The sequence below is a fragment of the Streptomyces incanus genome (assembly GCF_042656345.1).
GTDB lineage: Bacteria > Actinomycetota > Actinomycetes > Streptomycetales > Streptomycetaceae > Streptomyces > Streptomyces incanus.
The window spans coordinates 1-16784 of the sequence record NZ_JBHSPC010000071.1; the positions used below are offsets into that span (position 1 = coordinate 1).

Genomic DNA, 16784 nt, shown 5'->3' on the forward strand with positions numbered 1-16784 from the left:
GGCCTCGCGGCCGGGATGGCCCTGGGCTTCGCCGGTTACTTCGGCGGCTTCTGGGCATTCCTGCTGGTTCTGGCCCTGGGGACGGCGGGGCTGATCGTCGGCCTCGTCATGCAGGGCGACCTCGACGTCCGCGGACGGAGGCAGCGGTGAGGACCCGGCCCGGCTCCCCACCCTTCGACGAAGGGCCCGGCCCACCAGGGCGGGCCGCCGGTCTGCCGCTTCCGGCCGAGCGAGGCACCACCGTCATCCCGGACAGGGTGGTCGCCCGTATCGCCGCCCAGGCCGCACGGCACAGTCCCGGCGCGCCGCCCTCCCGCCCGACCCGAGCGGACCGGCGGCACCCAGCGCCTCCACTGCCGTCCGTACCGGATCGGTGCGCCTGCACCTGACCATGGAGCTGCCCTCCCCACCGACATCCCCGGCCGGCCCAGTCTCGCCACGTGTACCGTCCTCAACCAGCGCTGTTGCTCTGACCGGTTGAATCTAAGCCGGCCGCTTTGAGGATCTCGTTGGCCCGCCTCAACTCGGCATTCTCCCTGCGGAGTTCTTTCAGCTCGTCGCGTTCGGCGATGGTGAGGCGGTCGTCGCGCTCACCGTCGTCGGCCTCGGCCTGGCGGACCCAGGGCCGCAGGGCCTCCTTGTGGATGCCGAGATTGCGGGCGACGTGCGCCACGGGCCGGCCGGTCGAGCGGACCTCGCGGACGGCGCGCTCGCGGAGTTCATCGGGGTACTTACGGGGTGCTGGCACTGCTGGTGGTTCTCCTTACGCCTGGATCGTAACCCAGGCTTCAGGGACTCCACGAAAGCAGGAGCAGCTCAAGGTCCGTACCCACGCCGGCTGCTGGGCCACTGTCAACCCACCACACCCCGGCGGCGTCCGCGAGCAGACCACCCGCGACCGCTGGCACAAGATCCACGACCTGCTCGGCCAGGGCGTCGGCCTGCTCGACTGCTCCCGCCGCCTGGGCCTGGCCCTGAACACCGTCAAACGCTACGCCCGCATCCCCGAGCCGACCATGCTGCGCATCGCCCCCAGTACCGACCCACCCTGGTCGATCCCTACCGCGGCCACCTGCGCACAAGGCGCGCAGCCGATCCCGGCGTGCCCGTCCTCCACCTGTTCCGCGAGATCAAAGAACAGGGCTACACCGGAAGCCTCAGCCTGCTCTACCGCTACCTCAACCAGGGCCGCGCCGAAGGCGACCGCCCGGTGACCACCCCACGCCGCGCCACCCGGCTCCTGCTCACCCACCCCGACCACCTGCGCACCAAGGAGACCGCCCTCCTGGCAGCCCTCACCGCCGCGTGCCCCGAGATGACCAAACTCGCCCAATTCGTCCGCGACTTCGTCGAGCTGCTGACCCCTGCCGCGGGCAACGACGCCCGGCTCACCGAGTGGATCAACGCAGTCCGCGCCGCTGACCTGCCTCACCTGCAGAGCTTTTGCAACGGCCTCGAACTCGACCGCGCCGCCGTGAACGCCGGCCTCACCCTGCCCCACCACAACGGCCGCACCGAAGGCGTCAACACCCGCACCAAGAAGATCATGCGCCAGATGCCCGGTCGTGCCGGATTCGACCTCCTCCGTCACCGCATCCTCCTCCCATAGCGAGGACGCAGCGTTACCACCGACTACGGAACGGAGCCGTTAAATTGGACCTGTCTCACATGCGGCGGTGACGGTAAGTAGTTGTCGTGTCTGGTAGTGACACTCCCAGGCCAGCACGGGTGACGCGACCGTCGGCGCCGTGCTCGCCCTGCTCGATGGCACGTCTGCGGCTGCTCTCCTTGAAGCTCGGACCAGACACATCAGTGATGACGCGCTGTCACCACCGAATGTGAGACAGGGCCGAACGTTTTACAGTCCCCCGTTCAGCTGCATCGGTGCCTGGACCGAACAACTTCGTCAGCGAAGGGCGGGGATGATGTCGGTGCCGTAGGCGTCGATGGTGGCTTCGCGGTTGTCGTGCATGTCGTAGACGGCGAACTGGTCGACGCCCAGGTCCTTGAGGTGCCGGAGCTTGTCGATGTGGGCCTCGGTGGGGCCGAGGAGGCAGAAGCGGTCGACGATCTCGTCCGGGATGAAGTCGGTGGACGGGTTGTCGGCGCGGCCGTGGTGGCTGTAGTCGTAGCCGTGACGGTCCTTGATGTACGTGGTGAGCTCGTCGGGGACCATGGCGGAGTGCTCGCCGTACTTGGCGACGAGGTCGGCGACGTGGTTGCCGACCATGCCGCCGAACCACCGGCACTGGTCCCGGGCGTGCGCCAGGGCATCGGGCGAGTCGTCGGCCGTGACATATGCGGGCGCGGCGACGCAGATCGTGAGGGCGTCGGGGTCCCGGCCGGCGTCCTGGGCCGCCTTCCGTACCGCCTTGACCATCCATTCGGTGAGGAAGGGGTCGGCGAGCTGGAGGATGAAGCCGTCGGCCTTCTGGCCGGCGAGCGCCAGCGCCTTCGGGCCGTACGCGGCCATCCAGACCGGCAGCCTGCCGTTCTTGATCCACGGGATGCGGACCGGGTTGCCGTCGACCAGCGCCTCCCGGCCCTCGGCGAGGTCGCGGATGACCTCGATGGCCTCGCCGAGCCGGGCCAGGGTGTTGGGCTTGCGCCCGGCGACACGCATCGCGGAGTCGCCGCGGCCGATGCCGCAGACGGTCCGGTTGCCGTACATGTCGTTGAGGGTGGCGAAGGTGGAGGCCGTGACCTCCCAGGTGCGGGTGCCGGGGTTCGTCACCATCGGACCCACGTGCAGCTTCGTGGTGTGTTCCAGGATCCGGCTGTAGATGACGAAGGGCTCCTGCCACAGCACGGCCGAGTCGAAGGTCCAGCCGTAGCGGAAGCCGTTGCGCTCCGCCCGGCGCATCAGCCCGACGACCTGCGACGCCGGCGGGTCGGTCTGCAGGACGAGTCCGAAGTCCAACGCGGGACCTCCAGTTCAAATCGGTGCGGGGAGGTCCTGGGGGTCAGCCCAGGTACTGGCAGGTGGAGCGCGGGACGAACGTGCCGTGGCCGGCGTGACCGACGTACTTGCGCTGGTCGATGACGACCTCACCCCGCGAGAGCACGGTCTCGACCTGGCCGGTCACCGTCTTCCCCTCGTACGCCGAATAGTCGACGTTCATGTGGTGAGTCTCGGCCGAGAGTGTCTGGGTGACGTGCGGGTCGTAGATCACCACGTCGGCGTCGGCGCCCGGCGCGATCGTGCCCTTCTGCGGGTAGAGGCCGAACATCCGGGCCGGGGTCGCGCAGGCGATCTCGATCCAGCGGCGGCGGGTGAGGTGCCCTTCGACGACAGCCTGGTGCAGCAGGTCCATCCGGTTCTCGACGCCAGGCAGGCCATTGGGGATCTTCGAGAAGTCGCCCCGGCCCAGCTCCTTCTGGCCCACGAAGCAGAACGGGCAGTGATCCGTCGACACCACCTGGAGGTCGTTCGTCCGCAGACCCCGCCACAGCGCCGCCTGATGCTCCTTCGGCCTCAGCGGCGTCGAGCACACGTACTTGGCGCCCTCGAAGTCCGGCTCCGCCAGATTGTCCGTCGACAGGAACAGGTACTGCGGGCAGGTCTCGCCGAACACCGGCAGCCCCATGTCCCTCGCCGCCGCCAGCTCCGCCACCGCCTCCTGGGCCGAGACGTGGACGACGTAGAGCGGCGCGCCGGCCACCCGGGCGAGCTGGATCGCCCGGTGGGTCGCCTCCGCCTCAAGGAGCGTCTTGCGGACCTCCCCGTGATGGCGCGGATCGGTCTCGCCGCGGGCCAGGGCCTGCTCCACCAGGACGTCGATCGCGATGCCGTTCTCCGCGTGCATCATGATCAGACCGGCCGTGTCACCAGCAACCTGCATCGCCCGCAGGATCTGGCCGTCATCCGAATAAAAGACCCCCGGATAGGCCATAAACAATTTGAACGAGGAAATGCCATGCTCGATGAGCTTCGGCATCTCCTTGAGCGTCGCCTCGTTCACGTCCGACATGATCATGTGGAACGCGTAGTCGATCGCGCACTTCCCGTCCGCCTTCTCCAGCCAGGCATTCAGGCCGGCCTGCAGCGAATGGCCCTTCGACTGCACCGCGAAATCAACGATCGTCGTCGTCCCGCCCCACGCCGCCGCCCGCGTCCCCGTCTCGAACGTGTCCGAAGCGAACGTCCCACCGAACGGCAGCTCCATATGCGTGTGCGCGTCGACCCCGCCCGGGATCACGTACTTCTGCGACGCGTCGATAACACGGTCAGCCGTCCACTCCTGCGTCCCCGGCGCCGCCAACGCCACCACCCGGCCGTGCTCGATCAGCACATCCGCGTGCACCTCGTCCGCGGCCGTGATCACAAGACCACCGGTAATCAGAGTCCGAGTCATTTCCCAGCCATCCCTTCATACCCGCCGACCACGCCACCACTGACACAGGCCGGGACCACGCCCCGGCCCACCCGCCCCCTCACGCCGCCATCTCGCACGGCACACGGCCTACTCCGCTAGAAAACCCCTGGTCACGCGGCCGAATGAAACTCTTGCAGGAGGTGACGCCCTCCTCCACCAGCCGGTCCATCTCCTTGAGGGTGCCCGGGTTCACGTCGGAGACGATCATGTGGAAGCCGTAGTCGATGGCGCAGTTGCCCTCGGCCTTGGCGTGCCAGGTGTCCAGTCCCTCGCGCAGGGAGTGGCCGACGCTCTGTACGGCGAAGTCGACGACGGTCGTCGTGCCGCCCCAGGCGGCGGCCCGGGTGCCGGTCTCGAAGGTGTCGGAGGCGAAGGTGCCGCCGAACGGCAGCTCCATGTGGGTGTGGGCGTCGACACCGCCCGGGAGGACGTACTTCCCGGTGGCGTCGATGGTCCGGCCGGCGGTGAACGTTTCCGCGGCCGGGGTGCCCGAGGCGGCGAGGGCGGCGATGCGGCCGTTCTCGATCAGGACGTCGGCGTGGAGTTCGTCGGAGGCGGTGACGACGAGGCCACCACGGATGACGGTACGGCTCATGCGTGCACGCTCCGCTGGGTCGTGGTCGAAAGGTGCGGGTCGTCGGTGGCTGGTCGCGTCCGCGCGGCGGTAGCCGCACGTCGATCCCAACCCCGTGTCTCCTGTGCGGGCTTCGCCCCCGCACGGGAGACACGGGAGACACGGGAAATCCGGGGTGGGCGTCGGGCCGCTACGGGAGGCTCCGCAGGGCGTGTTCGAGGATGGCGGCGCCCTCCTCGGCCTCCGCGACGCTGAGGGACAGGGGTGGGGCGATGCGCAGGGCGCTGGTGTCGTGGCCGCCGCCCTTGCCGATGAGCAGTCCGCCCCGGCGGGCCGCCTCCAGTACGGCGGAGGCTGCCTGCGGATCGGCCTGGTCGGTGCCCGGTTTGGTCAGCTCGACGCCGATCATCAGCCCGCGCCCGCGGACCTCCCGTACGGCGGGCACCTGGGCGGCGACGGCCCGCAGGCGTTCGATGAGCAGGCCGCCGACCCGTCGGGCGTTGCCCTGGAGGTCGTGTTCGAGCAGGTAGGTGAGGTTGGCCAGGCCGGCGGCCATGGTTACCTGGGTGCCGCCGAACGTCGAAATACTGTTGGAGTCCAGGCAGTTCATGATCTCGGCGCGGGCGACGACGCCGCCGATGGACATGCCGTTGCCGATACCCTTGGCGAAGGTCACGATGTCGGGCGGGCCGCCCCGGGCGTGTGCCTGCCAGCCCCAGAAGTGTTCGCCGGTGCGGCCCCAGCCGGTCTGCACCTCGTCAGAGATCCACAGCACGCCGTGGGCGTGCAGGACTTCACGGAACGCCGCGTACAGTCCGTCGGGCGGTGAGGTGAAGCCGCCGACGCCCTGGATCGGCTCGGCGATCAGGGCGGCGGGCGGGCGGGTGTGGCCGAGCAGATCCTTGAGGTCGTCGACGCAGGCCGCGATGAACTCGTCGTCGCCGAGCGGGGCGAACGGGCCGCGGGTGCGTACGCCGCCGTGCACGTACAGGGTCTGCAGCGGGGACAGCGAGGTCGGGGACCAGCCGCGGTTGCCGGTGATGCCGACGGCGCTGAAGGAGCGGCCGTGGTAGCTGTTGCGCATCGCCAGGACGGTGTTGCTGCGCCGGTAGGCGGTGGCGAGCAGCAGGGCGGTGTCGTTGGCTTCGGTGCCGGAGGTGGTGAAGAAGACCCGGGCGTCCGGGATGCCGCTCAACTGGGCGACGCGTTCGGCTAGTTCCACCATCTGCCGGTTGAGGTAGAGGGTGGAGGAGTGGATGATCCGCCCGGCCTGCTCGGCGACCGCCTTCGTCACCTCGGGCAGGGCGTGGGCGGTCATGGTGGTGAGGATGCCGCCGAAGAAGTCGAGGTACCGGTTGCCCTCGGAGTCCCAGACGTGGCGGCCCTCTCCGTGGGTGATCTCCAGGGGCTCCTCGTAGTAGAGGGCGAGCCAGTCGGGGAGCACGGAGCGGTGGCGGCCCAGGAGGTCGTCGGTCACGGCCGCACCAGCCCTTCGTAGGCGTCGGGGCGGCGGTCGCGGTAGAAGGCCCACTGCTGCCGCACTTCCTCGATGAGGCCGAGGTCGAGGTCCCGGACCACGAGTTCCTCCTTGCTGTCGCTGGCGACGTCGCCGACGAACTGCCCGCGGGGGTCGACGAAGTACGAGGTGCCGTAGAAGTCGTTGTCCCCGTACTCCTCCTGGCCCACGCGGTTGATCGCGGCGACGAAGTACTCGTTGGCGACGGCCGCGGCCGGCTGTTCCAGCTGCCACAGGTGGGAGGAGAGGCCGCGGTGCGTGGCGGACGGGTTGTAGACCAACTGGGCTCCGTTGAGACCGAGTTGTCGCCATCCCTCCGGGAAGTGGCGGTCGTAGCAGATGTAGACGCCGACCTTGCCGACGGCGGTGTCGAAGACGGGCCAGCCGAGGTTGCCGGGCTTGAAGTAGAACTTCTCCCAGAACCCCTTGACCTGCGGGATGTGGTGCTTGCGGTACTTGCCGAGGACGGTGCCGTCGGCGTCGATCACGGCCGCGGTGTTGTAGTAGAACCCCGACTGCTCGACCTCGAACACCGGCACGACGATCACCATGCCGGTCTCCCGGGCCAGTTCCCGCATCCGGGTGACGGTCGGCCCGTCGGGCACGGGCTCGGCCCAGCGGTAGTGCTCGGCGTCCTGGACCTGGCAGAAGTAAGGGGAGTTGAAGACCTCCTGGAACCCGATGATCTTCGCACCCCGCCGGGCCGCCTCGCGCGCGTGCTCCTCGTGTTTCGCCAGCATGGACTCGGTGTCGCCGGTCCAGGTGGCCTGGACCAGGGCGGCACGTACGACGTTGGCCATGAGCTACTCCTTCGACGCGACGTCAGCGCCTCTACGCCCGTAGAAGCGGTCGTAGAGGGACGAACGTAAGCCTCTCGGGCGGCCTTGCCAAGACCATCGTCGTGAAGCCGCGGAGTCGATCATGTTTCGCACTCCGGTGGGTGAGTTCCGGCAGCGGCCGGGCGGTGAATCCCGCGGCGCGCAGGGCGTGCCGGGCCGGCAGCCTGTGCGGGCGGTCCGTGAAATCCCGGATCCGGACCGGGAGCGTCTCCACCGCCCTCACGCGGCTCCACCACGACCGGAGCGCTTCGCCCCGGGGGCAGCGCCCGTCGCGCCCCGGGGCCGCTGCGGGGAGTTTTCCGGCAGCGGGCAAGGTGCGCCCGCCGGGCGCGGCGGCGCCCGGAAAACACCCGGCCCGAGGCCTTCCGCTCAGGCGGCGACCGGCGGTACGGCGGAGGGCGCCACAGGTGACGCGACCGGCGGCACGACCGGCGCGCAGCGGCACGCCAGCTCGTCCATCGACAGATCGAGCACGCGGGCGAGGGCGGCCACCGTGAAGAACGCCGGGGTGGGTGCCCGCCCGGTCTCGATCTTCCGGAGGGTCTCCGGGGAAATGCCGGCGTCCGCCGCGACCCGCGTCATGCTGCGGTCGCCGCGCGCCTCGCGCAGCAGCCGGCCGAGTCGCTCGCCGCGTTCGCGCTCTTCGGGGGTGAGAGGGGTGCGCACCATGCCGCCATTCTAATACCGGTATAATAATTGGCATGGTGAAGCTGAAGACCGACACGGAGATCGACGCGATGCACGAGACGGGCCAGGTCGTCGCGGACGCCCTGAAGGCCGTACAAAAGGCCGCCGGCGTGGGCGTGTCCCTGCTGGAGCTGGACGAGGTGGCCCGGGAGGTGCTGCGCGGGGCGGGCGCGACCTCCCCCTTCCTGGGCTACCTGCCCTCCTTCGCTCCGACCCCGTTCCCCGCCGTCATCTGCGCCTCGGTCAACGACGCGATCGTGCACGGCATCCCGGACGGATACCGGCTGCGCGACGGGGACCTGGTCTCCGTGGACTTCGGCGCGGAGCTGGGCGGCTGGGCCGGCGACTCGGCGGTGAGTTTCATCGTGGGCACGCCCCGCGCGGACGACGTGCGGCTGGTCGAGACCGCCGAGCGGGCCCTGGCGGCGGGCATCGGGGCCGCAGTGGTCGGCAACCGCATCGGGGACATCGCCCACGCGATCGGCACGGTGTGCCGCGCGGCGGGGTACGGCATCCCGGACGGCTTCGGCGGTCACGGCATCGGCCGCCGCATGCACGAGGACCCGTCGGTCCCGAACGAGGGCCGGCCGGGCCGGGGCATGCCCCTGCGGCACGGCATGGTCCTCGCGATCGAGCCCATGCTCGTGGGCGGCGGCACGGACGGCTTCCACGCCGCCTCCGACGGCTGGACCCTGCGCACCGACGACCGCTCCCGGGCCGCCCACACCGAGCACACCGTGGCCATCACCGCCGCGGGCCCGCGCATCCTCACCGCCCGCTGAACGCGCCCCGGGGAAGCCGCCGAACGGCCCGGGCCTCCGACCCGGCCTCTGGCGGCGGACAGCAAACCCGGCGGGAGGAGGAGGCCTGGCGGCCCTCAGCGCCGCTCGAGCACCCCGCTCCGGACGAACGACGGCCTCTTTCGGCACACCCCGCACGCCCCACGGCCTCCGCCACCGGCGCGCCGCGAGTCCTGCGGGCCGCCGTCGAGGTGCCGGCCCGGAGCGATCGTGCGAGGGTGTTCCCGATCGCGCCGCAGGCGGCACCCGCACCAGGGGGACATGCACCGCGGGGACACGCATGTGTGTAACCGGGAGAGGGCCGGGCACCCGCGTCCGGACCGTACGTCGAGCAGTGAGCGCGCCCCGGGCCTCCTCCAGGTTCCCGGTTCCGCCCGACCCGGAGGGATCCCGCAGGGGCGCCGGAACGGATGTCCATGAGCAGCGGGTTCACGGGTCCGGAGGGCTACGGCTCGGACCCCTTCGAAGAATTCTTCGCACGTTTCTTCGGCGGGCCACGCCCCCGGCAGGTCGACATCGGCCGGCTGCTGAGCCAGCCGGCCAGGGAGCTGGTGCGCGGTGCCGCGCAGTACGCCGCCGAGCACGGCAGCCGGGACCTGGACACCCAGCACCTGCTGCGCGCCGCGCTGGCCACCGAGCCGACCCGCGGCCTGCTCAGCCGGGCGGGCGCCGACCCCGACTCGATGGCGTCGGAGATCGACGAACGGTCCGGACCCGTCCAGCACGGGCCGGACGGCTCCCCGCCGCCGACGGCGCTCTCGCTCACCCCCGCCGTGAAGCGGGCCTTGTTGGACGCGCACGAGATGGCCCGGTCGACCGGAGCCGGATACATCGGCCCGGAGCACGTGCTCAGCGCCCTGGCCGCCAATCCCGACTCGGCCGCCGGGCACATCCTGGACGCGGCCCGGTTCGCCGCCGCCGGAATGCCGCCCGAAGCGCCGGACCCCGCGCAGCCCCGCGCCGAACGGCCCCGCACCGCGACGGGCACGCCGACGCTGGACAAGTACGGCCGTGACCTCACCGAGCTGGCCCGCGAGGGCCGCATCGACCCGGTGATCGGGCGGGAGGAGGAGATCGAGCAGACCATCGAGGTACTCTCCCGGCGCGGCAAGAACAACCCGGTGCTGATCGGTGACGCGGGCGTCGGCAAGACCGCCGTGGTGGAGGGTCTGGCGCAGCGGATCGCCGACGGGGACGTGCCCGACGTGCTGATGGCCCGGCGGGTGGTCGTGCTGGACCTGACGGCCGTGGTCGCCGGGACCCGCTACCGGGGCGACTTCGAGGAGCGGATGACCGCCATCGTCGACGAGATCCGCACCCACTCGGACCGGCTGATCGTCTTCATCGACGAACTGCACACCGTCGTGGGCGCCGGAGGCGGCGGCGAGGGCGGTTCGATGGACGCCGGCAACATCCTCAAGCCGGCGCTGGCCCGCGGCGAGCTGCACATCGTGGGCGCGACCACCCTGGAGGAGTACCGCCGGATCGAGAAGGACGCGGCGCTGGCCCGCCGCTTCCAGCCGATCATGGTGCCGGAACCCACACCGTCCGACGCGATCGAGATCCTGCGCGGTCTGCGGGACCGGTACGAGGCCCACCACCAGGTCCGCTACACCGACGAGGCGCTGGTGGCGGCCGTGGAGCTGTCCGACCGCTATCTCAGCGACCGCCGCCTGCCGGACAAGGCGATCGACCTGATCGACCAGGCCGGCGCCCGGGTGCGGCTGCGGTCCCGGACCAAGGGCACGGACGTACGTGCCCTGGAGCAGGAGTTGGAGCAGCTGACCTGCGACAAGGACCAGGCGGTCGCCGACGAGAGGTACGAGCAGGCGACCCAGCTGCGGGACCGCATCGGCGAGCTGAAGGAACGCATCGCCGAGGCCGGCGGCGAGGGCCGGGTCGACGAGGGCCAGAGTCTGGTGGTGGACACCGATGCGGTCGCGGAAGTGGTGTCCCGGCAGACCGGCATCCCGGTCAGCAGTCTCACCGAGGAGGAGAAGGACCGGCTGCTGGGCCTCGAGGAGCATCTGCGCCGGCGTGTCGTCGGCCAGGACGAGGCGGTGCGGGTGATCGCGGACGCGGTGCTGCGTTCCCGGGCCGGGCTCGCGAGTCCCGACCGGCCGATCGGCAGTTTCCTGTTCCTGGGGCCGACCGGCGTCGGCAAGACGGAGCTGGCGCGGGCGCTGGCCGAGGCCCTGTTCGGCAGTGAGGACCGCATGGTCCGCCTCGACATGAGCGAGTACCAGGAGCGGCACACCGTCAGCCGGCTGGTCGGCGCTCCGCCCGGGTACGTCGGCCACGAGGAGGCGGGGCAGCTGACCGAGGTGGTGCGCAGGCACCCGTACTCGCTGATCCTGCTCGACGAGGTGGAGAAGGCGCATCCGGACGTCTTCAACATTTTGCTCCAGGTCCTCGACGACGGTCGGCTGACCGACGCCCAGGGCCGGACGGTGGACTTCAGCAACACCGTGATCGTGATGACGAGCAACCTCGGTTCGGAGGCCATCACCCGGCGCGGTGGGGCGCTGGGCTTCGCGGCGGGCGGCGCGGACGAGGACGAGGAGGCGCGGCGGGAGCAGATCCTGCGGCCGCTGCGGGAGCACTTCCGGCCCGAGTTCCTCAACCGGATCGACGAGGTGGTGGTGTTCCGTCAGCTCACCGCCGAGGAGCTGCGGCAGATCACCGATCTGCTGCTGGAGGCGACGCGGCGCGGGCTGCGGGGGCAGGGCGTCACGGTCGAGTTCACCGAGGCGGCCGTGGACTGGCTGGCACGGCGCGGCCATCAGCCCGAGTACGGGGCGCGGCCGCTGCGCCGCACCATCCAGCGGGAGGTCGACAACCAGCTCTCGCGGCTGCTGCTGAACGGAAGCGTCCGCAGCGGTGACCGGGTCACAGTGGACGCGGCTGACGGGAACCTCGCGTTCCGGACCGGGGCCGGGGCCGGGGCAGGGACCGGCCCCGGCGCCGGCACAAGGACCGGCTCAACGGCCGGGGCAGGCGGCGGCGGATCGACGGCCGGCACCGGCACCGACCCCGATTCCACCATCGGCCGCGAGGAGCCCCCAGCGCCCGAACCGTCCGGACAGTGAGCTGCGGGCGCCCGTTCCCGCCGAGGGGCACGGGCGCCTTGCCGCCGAGCGGGCCCAGGGTCTTTCGTGCAGGTCAGGCCGGATCAGGGAGCGGGGTCCGGTGTCGTGCCCCGCAGGGCGGGGAAGGGAGCCGGTCGGGGTCTCCCCTGCTCATGGGGGTCCTCCCGCTCGAGTGCTCATGGGGGTCCTCCCGCTCGAGCGGGGCCGAGAGTGGGGGGAGAAGCCGAGAGCTCGGGGAAGAAGCCCCGGGACCGGCGACAACGCGGCGAGGCGCGGTGCCGGACCCCGCGAGCCCGGCGCGATCCACACGACAGGCCCTCCGGCCTACCTCGCCGGGCGCACCACCATCGCCGAGCCGCCGCCCCGGCGGGTCTTCTCCGCCGCGGCGACCCATCGGCCGTCCGGCAGCCGCTGCACGGCGGTGGCCGCGCCGATCTCCGGGGTGGCCTGGAAGGAGTGCCCGATGGCCTCCAGCTTCTGCCGTGTCGCGCTGTCGTACAGGCCCGGTTCGAGGTCCGTGCGGGTTGTGTTGCGCTGGCTGGCGCGCGGCGCGGCGATCGCGTCGACCAGTGGCAGACCGCGGTCGAGGAAACCGGTGAGGGTCTGCAGCACGGTGGTGATGATGGTCGACCCGCCGGGCGAGCCGAGGGCCACGACCGGCCGGCCGTGCCCGTCGAGCACGATCGTCGGGGCCATCGACGACCGGGGCCGCTTGCCGGGGCCGGGCAGGTTCGGGTCGGGCACGGCCGGGTTCGCCGGGGCGAAGGAGAAGTCCGTCAGTTCGTTGTTGAGCAGGAACCCGCGGCCGGGCACGGTGATGCCGCTGCCGCCGGTCTGCTCGATGGTGAGCGTGTAGGAGACGACGTTGCCCCACCGGTCGGCGGTGGTGAGGTGCGTGGTGCTCTTGCCCTCGTACGTCGTCGGGGCCGCGGTGCCGCCGGTCGCGCAGGCCGCGGGGGCGCGCGGGTCACCGGGGGCGAGCGGGCTGGTGAGGACGGCGTCGTCCTGGATGAGGCACGCGCGGGAATCGGCGTACCGCTGGGAGAGCAGTTCCTTCGTCGGTACGTCCTCGAAGGCGGGGTCGCCGACCCAGCGGCCCCGGTCGGCGAACGCGATGCGGCTGGCTTCGATGAGTCGGTGCAGGTAGCGGGTGTCGTCGGCGCGGGAGAGGTCGGTCCGCTCCAGGATGTTGAGGGCCTCGCCGACGGTGGTGCCGCCCGAGGAGGAGGGCGCTATGGAGTAGACGTCCAGGCCGCGGTACGACGTCTTCGTGGGCGGCTGGAGCTTGGCCCGGTACGCCGTGAGGTCCCGGACGGACAGCTCGCCGGGACGGGCGTTCCAGCCGGAGTCCGGGTCCACGGGCGGCTCGTTGACCGTGTTCACGATGTCCCGGCCGATGCCGCCCCGGTACAGCGCGTCGACGCCCTTCCCGCTCAGTTCCGCGTAGGTGCGGGCGAGATCGGGGTTCTTGAAGGTGGTGCCGACGACCGGGAGCCGCCCGTCGGGCAGGAACAGCTCGGCGGTGTCGGGGAAGTGACGGAAGCGGGTCTCGTTGGCGGCGGTCTGCTCGCGGAAGGTGCTGTCGACGGTGAAGCCGTCGCGGGCGAGCCGCTCGGCGGGCTGCAGGACCGTCCGCAGGGACTTGGTGCCCCACTTGTCCAGCGCCCGCTGCCAGGTGGCCGGGGTGCCCGGGGTGCCGACGGCGAGACCGCTGGTGACGGCTTGGGCGAAGGGGACGGGGGTGCCGTTCTCCAGGAAGAGGCCGGAGTCGGCGGTCAGCGGGGCGGTCTCGCGTCCGTCGATCGTCTGCACGGTGCGGGACCTGGCGTCGTAGCGGACGAAGTAGCCGCCTCCGCCGATGCCGGCCGAGTAGGGCTCGGTGACGCCGAGCGCGGCGGCGGTGGCGACGGCCGCGTCGACGGCGTTGCCGCCCTTTCTGAGGACCTCGATGCCGGCGGCGGAGGCGTCGGCGTCGACGCTGGAGACCGCTCCGCCGTGGCCGACGGCCACCGGGGTCTTGGCGGGGGTCCGGCCGGGTTCGCCCTGTGCGGCGGCCGGTGGCGGCGCTGCCGCTACCGACGAGACCACGACGGCGGTGGCCGCCAGAACCGTCAGCTTCCGTCCGACACGATGACGCATCCGCACCTCCGTTGAAGGGCCGTCCGCGCAGCCTAGTTCATTGCCATGCCCGCGTCAGGAACCTCGTGGGGCGTACCGCCGCGGCCTCCTCGGACGCTCTTTCCTCGAATGTCTCGAACACGGGTTCGCTCGAGCCCGCTAGCATGCGCGCCCATGAGTGACGACGTACGCAACATTGTTCTGGGTGTGGTCGCCTCCGGCCTCTTCACCGCGCTGGGCTGGATCGCCCGTACCTCCCTGTGGAAGCGCAAGCTCAGACGCAAGCAGGCCTTCTTCGGACTGCCGGACAACTCCGAGTCGCTCCTCGTCGTCAACCGCGATCCTGCCACGGCGGAACCGGCCGTGCATCGTTTCGACGTGTTCTCGCTGCTCGAGCTCTCGGCGCTGATCAAGGACTGCGGGGCGCATGTCCAGGTGGTCACGCAGGACGCGGCCCACCAGGGTTTCGGTGAGCGCACGGAGTTCTGCGTGGGGGGTCCCGGGTCGAACGGTGGGGTTTCTCCGCGACACCCACAATGGAGTCATCGGCCGGTGACGCTGTTGGACGCCAGGCGTCCGTCCAGCTGAGTCGAAGACCAGCGATGTCAGTCGCCGAACATCCCGGCGTGCGGGTCGAGTTCTGCCGTCCACGGGTTGATTCCGGGGTCCCGGAGTCGCTGCTGCTCGTCACGGTGGAGGAATCGCGGGGAAGCGGCACCCCAGAGAGACAGGTCGCCCAAGGGACAGCGGTCGAACTCCGCGCGAAACGCGCGACACAGGAAATCGGCCGTCCCACCCGGGTACTCCGACCAGCGCCCCGTGCCGCGGCCCCCATGCCACCGCATCGAGGCATAGATCACAGTGAAGCTGGCGGACGGGACCGTGCGCCGTGAGCAGTGGCGGCTTCTCACCAGTCTCACCGACCCCGTCCTGCACCCCGCCGAACGCCTGATGACCCTGTATCACGAGAGGTGCAGGCGGAGACCACCTACGCGAGCGTGAAGGCGACCCTGCTGGACGGCCGCGTCCCGCGCTGCGGGCACCCAGCCGACCTGGACCAGGAGTCTGGGGCATCCTCACCGTCTACAGTTGGAGCGTCACCCCTTCAGTTGGAGATCGACTGGTCCGCTGTAGTTCGGTGAGGGTGGGGTGGTGGTCGTGCATCGGTGCTGGTGAGGGCCTTGTTGTGGTTGCGTCGGCGGTGGCAGGCGCGGGCGAGGGCCTGATGGCAGCGGCGCCATCTTGACCAGTGCAGCGCGTGTCGGATGGGCTGGGCCCGGGCGGGCTGCGGAGTAGTGATCGCCAGCAGGCGGCGGATCTCATAGGCCGTCAGGGGAACCGGGGCGAGACTGTTGCTGCTGGTGGGGCCGGGGTGGGCCCCCTCTCTGCGCCGCTGGTTCGGCGAGTCGGGCGAGGACCGCGAGCGGGTCGCTGTCGGCGCCGGGACTGCCGTCGTGTTCGTTGGCGGCGGCTGCGGCCTGGGCGGCCAGGAACGCGGCGGCGAGCTGGGCCAAGGTGATGTGCCGGTACCAGCCGTGCCAGGAACGCACCTCGTAATCGGCCATCCCCGCCGCCGACTTGGCCAGCTTGATCCCCTCCTCCACCCGCCACCTGGCCCCGGGCACCTGGACCAGCTCCTCCACGGTGGTCTGCTCCGGCCCCCAGGCCAGGTAGTAGTCACGCTTGGAGGGATCTTCCTCACCCGGGCGGCGGCGGGCGATCACCCACCGGGCCCGGTCCTGCCCGCCGGTGCCGATCAGCGCCTCGGGGTCGGGGATGCGGCGCACCCACCACTGCCACCAGCGGGATTCCAGCTGGCTGGGGCCGGCCGACAGCTGGACCCAGTCCTCCTGGCCGGCCACCCGCTCGATCAGGCGGGCCAGGTGACGCCAGCCCGGACGCGGCAGCACCGTCTGATCGGACGGCACGTTCACCACATAGGGCAGCTGCCGCTCCTCCAGGAAGGCGCGGAAGGCGCCGTCGCGGCCGTAGACCTCATCGGCGGTCACCCACACCCTGCCGGCGGGCAGGTCGGGCACGATCCGGGCGATCATCTTCTCGGCCAGGCGGGGCTTGGTGGCGAAGGCGACATGGTCGGGGATATGCGCGGCGCGGCAACGCGCCCGGTCCCCGGTCCATTCCTTGGGCAGGTACAACTCCCGGTCGATCAGGGCCTGTCCGCGTGAGGTCGCCCAGGCTGCCATCACCCCCACCTGGCAGGGGAAGACCCCGCCGAGCGTGCCGGTGAACTGCCGCGCGACCCCGGCCGAGGCCCGGCCCTTCTTCGCGAACCCGGTCTCATCCACCACCAGCACCCCGGCACCGCCCGGACCGGGCCCACTCCCGCCGTCCTCGAGACTGGCCACCACGTAGCGGCGCACGAAGTCCCGCAGCTCATCCGCCTCCCAGCGGGCCCGGTCCAGCAGATGCTGCTGCCCCCACGGCTCGGCGTCACCCCCGTACTCGGCCAGCTGCCAGCCGTTCTTGCGCGACAGCGGAGCCAGCAGCCCGCGCGCACACGCCGCCGCCCGCCGCCGCAGATCCGCCCGTGGGAAGCACCCGCCGACCTCCAGCAACAAAAGCTCCAGCTGGTCACCGACCTCCTCGGCCCGCTCCAGATCCGTGACGTCCAGCGGCACATCCAGCAACTTCACCTGCATACAGGCCAGTTACCCGCACCGACAGATCACCGACCTACAGCGGACCAGCCGATCTCCAACTGAAGGGGGCGGTGTCATAGCCTCGAAGCAACAGTGCAGGTGAGAAGGGTTGCTCGTGGCAGTGC

10 protein-coding genes and 3 pseudogenes are annotated in these 16784 nt (G+C 71.0%); 4 read left to right on the top strand and 9 right to left on the bottom strand.

Annotated elements, in window-relative coordinates:
• Positions 1 to 451: 451 nt before the first annotated feature.
• Positions 452 to 748 carry a transposase gene (locus ACFP2V_RS22040; protein ID WP_381215110.1) on the bottom strand — a complete coding sequence of 99 codons (297 nt, stop codon included), beginning with the start codon at positions 746 to 748 and terminating at the stop codon, positions 452 to 454.
• A 70-nt stretch (positions 749 to 818) separates the two neighbouring features.
• Here ACFP2V_RS22040 and ACFP2V_RS22045 point away from each other — a divergent pair.
• Positions 819 to 1609: pseudogene (locus tag ACFP2V_RS22045) on the top strand (transposase); the annotation flags it as partial.
• A gap of 297 nt (positions 1610 to 1906) precedes the next feature.
• Here the strand turns inward: ACFP2V_RS22045 and ACFP2V_RS22050 are convergent.
• The 6 genes and pseudogenes from ACFP2V_RS22050 to ACFP2V_RS22075 all read right to left on the bottom strand — a co-directional run bounded on the left by ACFP2V_RS22050 (position 1907) and on the right by ACFP2V_RS22075 (position 7974).
• Positions 1907 to 2920 carry a TIGR03842 family LLM class F420-dependent oxidoreductase gene (locus ACFP2V_RS22050; protein WP_381215113.1) on the bottom strand — a complete coding sequence of 338 codons (1014 nt, stop codon included), beginning with the start codon at positions 2918 to 2920 and terminating at the stop codon, positions 1907 to 1909.
• Positions 2921 to 2963: 43 nt separating this feature from the next.
• Positions 2964 to 4355: a dihydropyrimidinase gene (hydA, locus tag ACFP2V_RS22055; RefSeq protein ID WP_381215117.1), complete on the bottom strand. Its 1392-nt coding sequence runs from the start codon at positions 4353 to 4355 to the stop codon at positions 2964 to 2966.
• A 142-nt stretch (positions 4356 to 4497) separates the two neighbouring features.
• Positions 4498 to 4971 (bottom strand): annotated as a pseudogene (locus ACFP2V_RS22060) (amidohydrolase family protein); the annotation flags it as partial.
• Positions 4972 to 5140: 169 nt separating this feature from the next.
• Entirely contained in the window at positions 5141 to 6427 is a 1287-nt protein-coding gene (locus tag ACFP2V_RS22065; protein WP_381215120.1) for an aspartate aminotransferase family protein, read from the bottom strand.
• A complete protein-coding gene (locus ACFP2V_RS22070; protein ID WP_055598029.1) occupies positions 6424 to 7266 on the bottom strand; it encodes a nitrilase-related carbon-nitrogen hydrolase in 843 nt (280 codons plus the stop codon). The genes ACFP2V_RS22065 and ACFP2V_RS22070 overlap by 4 nt, the downstream gene beginning before the upstream one ends.
• A 408-nt stretch (positions 7267 to 7674) precedes the next feature.
• The gene (locus ACFP2V_RS22075) at positions 7675 to 7974 is read right to left on the bottom strand and encodes a helix-turn-helix domain-containing protein (protein WP_381215126.1); all 300 of its coding nucleotides are present in this window, start codon (positions 7972 to 7974) and stop codon (positions 7675 to 7677) included.
• A gap of 32 nt (positions 7975 to 8006) precedes the next feature.
• Here ACFP2V_RS22075 and map point away from each other — a divergent pair, with 32 nt between their 5' ends.
• Both map and ACFP2V_RS22085 read left to right on the top strand, forming a co-directional pair.
• A complete protein-coding gene (map, locus tag ACFP2V_RS22080) occupies positions 8007 to 8774 on the top strand; it encodes a type I methionyl aminopeptidase (protein WP_381215129.1) in 768 nt (255 codons plus the stop codon).
• 434 nt (positions 8775 to 9208) lie between these two features.
• Entirely contained in the window at positions 9209 to 11881 is a 2673-nt protein-coding gene (locus ACFP2V_RS22085; RefSeq protein WP_381215132.1) for an ATP-dependent Clp protease ATP-binding subunit, read from the top strand.
• Between the two features lie 324 nt (positions 11882 to 12205).
• On the opposite strand, the gene ggt is transcribed toward ACFP2V_RS22085, so the two are convergent.
• Positions 12206 to 14020: a gamma-glutamyltransferase gene (ggt, locus tag ACFP2V_RS22090; RefSeq protein ID WP_381215135.1), complete on the bottom strand. Its 1815-nt coding sequence runs from the start codon at positions 14018 to 14020 to the stop codon at positions 12206 to 12208.
• Positions 14021 to 14173: 153 nt separating this feature from the next.
• Here ggt and ACFP2V_RS22095 point away from each other — a divergent pair.
• A pseudogene (locus tag ACFP2V_RS22095) lies at positions 14174 to 14509 on the top strand (hypothetical protein); the annotation flags it as partial.
• Between the two features lie 809 nt (positions 14510 to 15318).
• Here ACFP2V_RS22095 and ACFP2V_RS22100 read toward each other — a convergent pair.
• Entirely contained in the window at positions 15319 to 16659 is a 1341-nt protein-coding gene (locus tag ACFP2V_RS22100; RefSeq protein ID WP_381215138.1) for an IS701 family transposase, read from the bottom strand.
• Between the last annotated feature and the right edge of the window lie 125 nt (positions 16660 to 16784).